At 68.2% G+C, this 7,547-nt stretch carries 5 protein-coding genes and 1 pseudogene; 1 reads left to right on the forward strand and 5 read right to left on the reverse strand.

Annotated elements, in window-relative coordinates; translation table 11 throughout:
• The 5 genes from AC2W7M_RS15630 to AC2W7M_RS15650 all read right to left on the reverse strand — a co-directional run.
• Nucleotides 1-1,014 (reverse strand): 5'-3' exonuclease (locus AC2W7M_RS15630; protein ID WP_486133147.1); only part of this gene is annotated, 1,014 nt, incomplete at its 3' end.
• A gap of 131 nt (nucleotides 1,015-1,145) precedes the next feature.
• Complete coding sequence (gene ppk2 / locus AC2W7M_RS15635) at nucleotides 1,146-1,931, reverse strand: polyphosphate kinase 2 (protein ID WP_486133148.1); 786 nt, start codon at nucleotides 1,929-1,931, stop codon at nucleotides 1,146-1,148.
• 41 nt (nucleotides 1,932-1,972) lie between these two features.
• Entirely contained in the window at nucleotides 1,973-2,458 is a 486-nt protein-coding gene (locus tag AC2W7M_RS15640) for a hypothetical protein (protein ID WP_486133149.1), read from the reverse strand.
• Nucleotides 2,459-2,571: 113 nt separating this feature from the next.
• Nucleotides 2,572-5,736 (reverse strand): efflux RND transporter permease subunit, encoded by a 3,165-nt coding sequence (locus tag AC2W7M_RS15645; RefSeq protein WP_486133150.1) that lies wholly within the window; start codon nucleotides 5,734-5,736, stop codon nucleotides 2,572-2,574.
• Complete coding sequence (locus AC2W7M_RS15650; protein WP_486133151.1) at nucleotides 5,673-6,794, reverse strand: efflux RND transporter periplasmic adaptor subunit; 1,122 nt, start codon at nucleotides 6,792-6,794, stop codon at nucleotides 5,673-5,675. The genes AC2W7M_RS15645 and AC2W7M_RS15650 overlap by 64 nt, the downstream gene beginning before the upstream one ends.
• 134 nt (nucleotides 6,795-6,928) lie before the next feature.
• Here AC2W7M_RS15650 and AC2W7M_RS15655 point away from each other — a divergent pair.
• Nucleotides 6,929-7,538: pseudogene (locus AC2W7M_RS15655) on the forward strand (LOG family protein).
• Nucleotides 7,539-7,547 lie beyond the last annotated feature (9 nt).

Genomic DNA, 7,547 nt, shown 5'->3' on the forward strand with positions numbered 1-7,547 from the left:
CACCGCGGCGGGCGCGAACAGGCCGCCCGAGGGCGCAAGCCGCGGGTCGGCCTCCACCGCGCCCGCCTCGACGCCGTAGGCCTCCGCCACGCGGCGGGTGATGGTGGTGAATTCCATGGCCTTCAGGAAGGCGATGAGGCGCGCGGCGTCCGGCTGCTCCAGCACCAGATCGTCGAGCGGCACCTCCAGCGACACGTCGCGCACCAGCGTCACGAGCTGCTTGGAGATGCGCGCCGCCTCGGCATTGCCGAGCAGCGATTCGCGCCGCTTGGGCTGCTTGATCTCGCCGGCGCGGGCGAGCAGCGTTTCGAGGTCGCCATATTCGGCGATCAGCTGGGCGGCGGTCTTGATGCCGATGCCGGGCACGCCGGGCACGTTGTCGGTGCTGTCACCGGCCAGCGCCTGCACGTCGGTGACCTTCTCGGGCGGCACGCCGAAATATTCCAGCACCTCGCCGACGCCGATGCGCCGCTCCGGCCGCGCCCCGCGCCCGCCGCTCTCGCCGGAGGCGGGATCGTACATGGCGACGTTGGGGCCGATGAGCTGCATCAGGTCCTTGTCGGCAGAGACGATGAGCACTTCCGCCCCGGCCTCCACCGCCTGCACCGCATAGGTGGCGATAAGGTCGTCCGCCTCGTAGCGCGCCTGCTCCACCGGAATGAGGCCGAACGCGCGCACCGCCTCGCGCATGAGCGGGAATTGCGGGATCAGCTCCTCCGGCGGATCGGAGCGGTTGGCCTTGTAGGCGGGGTAGAGTTCCTTGCGGAAGCTGTCCTCCGACTTGTCGAAGATGATGGCGAGGTGGGTCGGGCGAATGCCCACCGCCCCGTCGCGCACGAACTGGAACAGCTTGGTGCAGAACAGCCGCACCGCCCCGGTGGGCAGCCGGTCGGAGCGGAAATTGTACTTCCGGTCCTGGTTGATGGACTGGAAATAGGCGCGGAAGACGAAGGATGAGCCGTCCACCAGGAAGACGCGGTCACCGGGCTGGACGGGTCGGGGCGAGGGGGACATGGGCTTCCGGCGGAAAAGGGATCGACGGCGCGCACGATGCCCGAGGGGGGCGCGACGAACAAGCCTGCCCCATTTCCCTGCGCGCCGGACGCTCCGCGCCCGGCGCGGCGCGCCGGGTTGCCGCGCCGGTCTCAGAAGCGCTCGGGCACCACGTGGCGCGGCGCGAAATGGTCCTCGAAGCCGTGGTACTTGCCGCGCTTGGGCAGCTTCACCTTCTCGCGCTTCACCGCGGCATAGGGGATCTGCGAGAGCAGGTGCGAGATGATGTTGAGGCGGGTGCGCCGCTTGTCGTCGGAGAATGCGACATACCAGGGCGCCCATTCGGTGTCGGTGGCGGCGATCATCTCCGCCCGCGCGCGGGAATAGTCGTCCCAGCGGCTGTAGGATTCCACGTCCATGGGCGAGAGCTTCCAGACCTTGCGCGGGTCGTCGATGCGCCCTTCCATGCGCCGGGTCTGCTCCTCCTTGGACACTTCCAGCCAGTATTTGAGAAGGATGACGCCGGATTCGACGATGGCGCGCTCCACCAGGGGCGTCGCCATGAGGAACTTCTGCGCCTGCGTCTCGGTGCAGAAGCCCATGACGCGCTCGACGCCCGCTCGGTTGTACCAGGAGCGGTCGAAAATCATGATCTCGCCCGCCGCCGGCAGATGCGGGATGTAGCGCTGGATGAACATCTGCGACTTCTCGCGCTCGGTGGGCGGGGGCAGCGCCACGACGCGGAAGATGCGCGGGCTCACCCGCTCCATGATCGCCTTGATGACGCCGCCCTTGCCGGCGCCGTCGCGGCCCTCGAACAGGACGCAGACCTTGGCGCCGGTCTCCTTGGCCCAGAGCTGGAGCTTCACCAGTTCGGCGTGGAGCGATTTCAGTTCGTGCTCGTAGTCCTTGTTCTTGAGCCGCTCGGCGCTGGCCATGGCGGTCCTCCCCTTGTGCCGGTGTCGTTGCTTCGGCGCGCTCAGGCCCAGCTGAGGAAGAAGCCGATGTCGCCCGGCATGCCGTTCGGCCAGTCGACGATCATCGCCTTAAGCTTGTAGTGCGCCGGGCGCAGGTGGTCGCGCCACAGCTCGAACGCCTGGCGCGGGCGGCCGGTCAGCGTGTCGGGCCAGCCGTCCTCGGCATTGTTGATGGCACGGCCCTTGTCCGTGCACAGCACGTTGGGAAAGCGCATGACCATGATCTCGGTCTCGCCGCGCTGGGCGGCAAGGCGCATCTTGGTCACCAGGGTCTGCGAGATCTCGTGCAGCCGCTCGGGGGTGAGATTGATCGGTTCCGACAGGGTCTTGATGAGGTCCTGGCGCGCCTTGTCCGCCTGGTCCATGGCGGCAAGCTCCTTGTTGAGCTTCGCGCGCTCCAGTTCGTCCATATAGGCGCGCAGGTCGTCGGCGGACATGAAGGTCTCGTCGGCGAGATGCTCGGCCTGGGTCTTCGCGGTGTCCGTCATCGGTCGGCTCCCTTGGCGTCGGCCGCCCCCACGGGGCAGGGCTTCGGGATGATCCCGTCGCGTTCCGATTGTCTCCACTCACCCCAGCGCGCGGCCGGGTTCCTTGTGCCAGATCAAGAATGGACGCCCGGCGCCGGGGCCTCTGCCGGCGGCGGTACCTTGGGGCGGGCACCGGGCCGCAGCCGCTCGCGGATGGCCTGGAACATCACGTAGAGCGGCGGGATGACGAAGATGCCCAGCACCGAGGCGGCGATCATGCCGCCGAACACGGGCGTGCCCACGTTCTGCCGCGCCATCTGCGCCGCCCCGGTCGCCACCACCAGCGGCAGCAGGCCGAGGATGAAGGCAAGCGAGGTCATCATCACCGGCCGGAACCTCAGCCGCGCGCCCTCGGTGGCCGCCTCGAGGAGCGGCTCGCCTTTCTCGCGCCGCTCCTTGGCGAACTCGACGATCAGGATGCCGTTCTTCGCCGCGAGGCCGATCAGCACGATCATGCCGATCTGCCCGTAGAGGTCGAGGGTGAGCCCGGCCATCAGGATCGCCGCGAACGCGCCGAGCATGCCGACCGTCACCGACAGCAGCACCGGCACCGGGATCGACCAGCTCTCATAGAGCGCCACCAGGAACAGGAAGGCGAACAGCACGGCGAAGGCGAGGATGATGCCGGTCTGGCCCTCGGCCCGCTTCTCCTGGAACGAGGTGTCGGTCCAGGCGCCGGAGAAGCCCTGGGGCAGGGTCTTGGCCGCCACCTGCTCCATGGCGTTGAGCGCCTGGCCGGAGGAGACGCCCTCCGCCGGGGCGCCCTGCACCGTCACCGCGCGCTTGTTGTTGTAGCGGATGAGGGCGGGCGGGCCGACCTCCACCTTCACCTCCACGAACGAGCGCAGCGGGATCATCTCGCCCTTATTGTTGCGCACGTGGATGCGGTAGACGTCGTCGACGCTCTTTCGGTCCTCGCCCTCGGACTGCACCTGCACCTGCCAGGTGCGGCCGAACAGGTTCATGTCGTTGACATAGAGCCCGCCCAGCGAGGCCTGGAGCGCCTGGAACACATCGCTCAGCGGCACGCCCAGCACCTGCGCCTTCTCCCGGTCGATGTCGAGGAACAGCGAAGGGTTGGAGGCGGAATAGGTGGAGAAGACGCGCGAGAGCTGCGGGTCCTGGTTGGCGGCGATGATGAGGCCGCGCAGCACCTGGGCCAGCACCTTGGGATCGCCGGCGCGCAGGTCCTGGAGCACGTAGGCGAAGCCGCCGCCGGTGCCGAGGCCGACGATGGGCGGCGGCGCCAGCGGCACCACCGTGCCGCCGGGGATGAGGCGCAGCTTCGCCCCCAGCCGGTCGATGATGGCGGCGGCGCCGTTCTCGGCGCCCTCGCGGTCCTCGAACGGCTTCAGCGTGACGACGATGAAGCCGGCATTGGGCTGGGAATAATTGTCGATGAAGTTGAGGCCGATCACCGAGGTGTAGTCCTCGACCGTGTGCTCCTCCTTGAGCACCGCCTCGGCCTTGCGGATCACCTCCTCGGTGCGGCCCACCGAGGCGCCGCCGGGCAGTTGCACCACGACGAAGAAGGCGCCCTGGTCGTCCTCCGGCAGGAAGCCCGTGGGCGTCGCCTTGGAAAGCGCCAGGATGCCGCCCGAGGCGACCACCACCGCGATCAGCCCGAACAGCGACCAGCGCACGAGCCGCCCGACGATCGAGCCGTAGCCGTCGCGCACCCGGTCGATGAAGCGCATGACATAGCCGATCGGCCCCTTGCGCGGCCCGTGGGCGGGCTTCAGCAGGATCGCGCACAAAGCGGGCGAGAGCGTCAGCGCGTTGATCGCCGAGAGGAACATGGCGACCGCCACCGTGATGGCGAACTGGCGGAACAGCTCGCCCGATATGCCGGGGATGAACGCCACCGGCACGAACACCGAGAGCAGCACCAAGGTGATGGCGATGATCGGCGCGGTGATCTCGCCCATGGCCTTCTTGGTGGCTTCGGCCGGGGTGAGCTCGGGATGCTCCTCCATCACCCGCTCGACGTTCTCCACCACCACGATGGCGTCGTCCACGACGATGCCGATGGCGAGCACGATCGCGAGCAGCGACACGGTGTTGGCCGAATAGCCGATGGCGTTCAGCACGATGAAGGTGCCGATCAGGCTCACCGGCACGGCGAGCGTCGGGATCAGGGTGGCGCGGAACGAGCCGAGGAACAGATAAACCACCAGCACCACCAGGATGAACGCCTCGATCAGCGTCTTCTGCACCTCGTGGATGGTCTCGGTGACGAACATGGTGGGGTCGTAGGTGACCTTCCATTCCATGTCCTCGGGGAAGGCCTTGGCCAGTTCCGCCATGCGCGCGCGGATGGCGGTGATGGTGGTGATGGCGTTGGCGCCGGGCGACTGGTAGAGCGCCAGCACCGCCGCCGGCCCGCCGTTGAACAGCGTCTCGCGATCGAGGTTGGAGGCGCCCAGTTCCAGGCGCGCCACGTCGCCGAGCCGGAGCACCGAGCCGTCCGCATTGGTGCGCAGCACGATGTCCTCGAACTCCTTCACCGTGGAGAGCCGGCCCTTGGTGCGCAGGTTGAGCTGCAATTGCTGGTCGTCGGAGATCGGCCGCGCGCCGATGCGGCCGACGGCGGCCTGCACGTTCTGGGCGCGGATGGCGTCGACGATGTCGCCGGTGGTGAGGTTGAGGCCGGTGAGGCGGTCGGTCTTCACCCAGGCGCGCATGGCATAGTCCTGGGGACCCCAAAGCCCGGCATCGCCGACGCCGGGAATGCTCTTCAGTTCGTCCAGGATATTGATGGTGACGTAGTTGGAGAGATAGAGCGGGTCCTTGGTCGCCTTGGGCGAATAGATGGCGAGCACGCCGAGCAGCGCCGACGACTTCTTCTTCACCACCACGCCCTGGCGCTTCACGTCCTCCGGCAGGCGCGAGAGCGCCACCTGGACGCGGTTGTTCATGTTGACGGTGTTGATGTCCGGGTCGGTGCCCAGCTCGAACGAGCCGGTGAGGGTGTAGGACCCGTCGTCGCCGGAGACGCTCTTCATGTAGATGAGCTTGTCCACCCCCACCACCTGCGCCTCGATGGGCTGGGCGACGGTGGAATCCACCACCTCGGCGGAGGCGCCGGGGAAGACGGTGGTCACCGAGACCTGCGGCGGGATGATGTCCGGATACTGGGAGATCGGGATCGCCATCAGCGACAGCGCGCCGGCGATCACGGTGACGATGGCGATGACGATGGCGAGGCGCGGACGATCGACGAAGACCGACGAGAGCATGGGTCAGCCCCCGCTCGCGAGGCCGGCGGCGGGGGTGGCGCGCACCGCGGCGCCGGGCCGCAACTGCTCGAAGCCGTCCACCACCACCTGGTCACCCACCTTGAGGCCTCCTCGACGACGATGTTCGCGCCCACCGAGACGCCGGGCTTGATGCGCCGGGTGACCGCCTTGCCGTCCTGCACCACGAACACGTAGACGCCGCCCTGGTCGGCGATCAGCGCCGCCTGGGGAATGACGATCTTCTCGTCGGGCTTGGCAGAGGACAGCTCCACCCGCACCAATTGCCCGTCGATCAGCGCGCCCTTGGGGTTCGGCACGTCGGCGCGCATGATGACGGTATCGGTGGTGCGGCTGACGCTCACGTCGACGAAGTTGATGCGCCCGACCTCGGGATAGACCGTGCCGTCGGAGAACTTGACGCGGACCTCCACATTGGTGAGGTCCACCTTGCCCTCCTCCTTCTGCGCCTCCAGGTAGTCGCGCTGGCTGACGGGGAAGGTGACGTACATGGGATTCTCGCTCACCACCGTGGCGAGCACGCCGGATTCGGGGCCGACGATGTGGCCCTTGGTGAAGGCGGTGCGGCCGATCTTGCCGGCGATGGGCGAGACGATGTCGGTGTAGCCGAGATTGATCTGCGCCGTCTTGAGGTGCGCCTCGGCGGTGAGCAGCTGGCCCTTGGCGGAGGCCTCGGCGGCGATCGCCTGGTCGCGGGCGACCACGGTGCCGGCATTCTTCACCAGCAGTTCCTCGGCGCGCTCGCGCTGGATCTTGGCGAGATCGAGGGCGGCCTTCGCCCGCTCGACCTCGCCCTGGGCGTTCTCCACGTCGGCCTGGAACAGCGGCTTCTCGATGCGGTAGAGGGGGGCGCCCTCCTTCACCGTCTCGCCCTCCTTGAAGAGCACCGCCTCCAGCATGCCCTTCACGCGGGCGCGGATCTCCACCCGCTCGGGCGCCTCCACGCGGCCGACGAACTCCAGCGCCTCGCGCACCGGCTTCAATTGGCGCCTGGGCGACGCTGACGGGGGATGGCGGGGCGGGGCGGCGAGTGAGATCATCCATCGTTCATCGCCGGATAGCCGATGAATTGATCTTTTTGAAGGCGGCCGCGCGATTTTCCCGCGCGTCACGATTTCGTCGCGGCGGGCGTCGATGGTGGCGGCGCCGAAGCTTCATCACCAGATTCAAGGCCATGGCTCACATTCATAGCGTCTGCGTCTATTGCGGCTCCGCCCCCGGCTCCGATCCCCTCTTCGCCGAGGAGGCTCGCCGCTTCGGCCGCATCCTGGCGGAACACGGCGTGCGGCTCGTCTATGGCGGCGGCGGCATCGGCCTCATGGGCGAGGTCGCGAGCGCCGTCGCGCTCGCCGGCGGCAAAGGTCACGGGCATCATCCCCGGCTTTCTGGTGCGGCGCGAGCGGGCGTTCGCGCACGAGGCCGAGATGCTGGTGGTGAACGACATGCACGAGCGCAAGCGGCTGATGTTCGAGCAGGCGGATGCCTTCGTTGCCCTGCCGGGCGGAGTCGGCACGCTCGAGGAACTGGTGGAGCAGCTCACCTGGGCCCAGCTCGGCCAGCACAGCAAGCCCATCCTGATCGCCAACATCGCCGGCTTCTGGGATCCGTTCCTGACGCTGGTGGACCACATGCGCGCCACCGGCTTCATCCGCGCGCCCTATGCGGTGAACATGCTGGTGGCCGAGAGCGTGGACGAGATCCTGCCCATGCTCCAGGCCGCCGCCGCCCGCGTGCCCGAGGCGGCGCTGCACGGCGCCGACGCGGCGCTGGCGGAGAAGATGTGATGGCGCGCG

Source organism: Xanthobacter sp. BG11Y11_SDJG, from assembly GCF_057364445.1.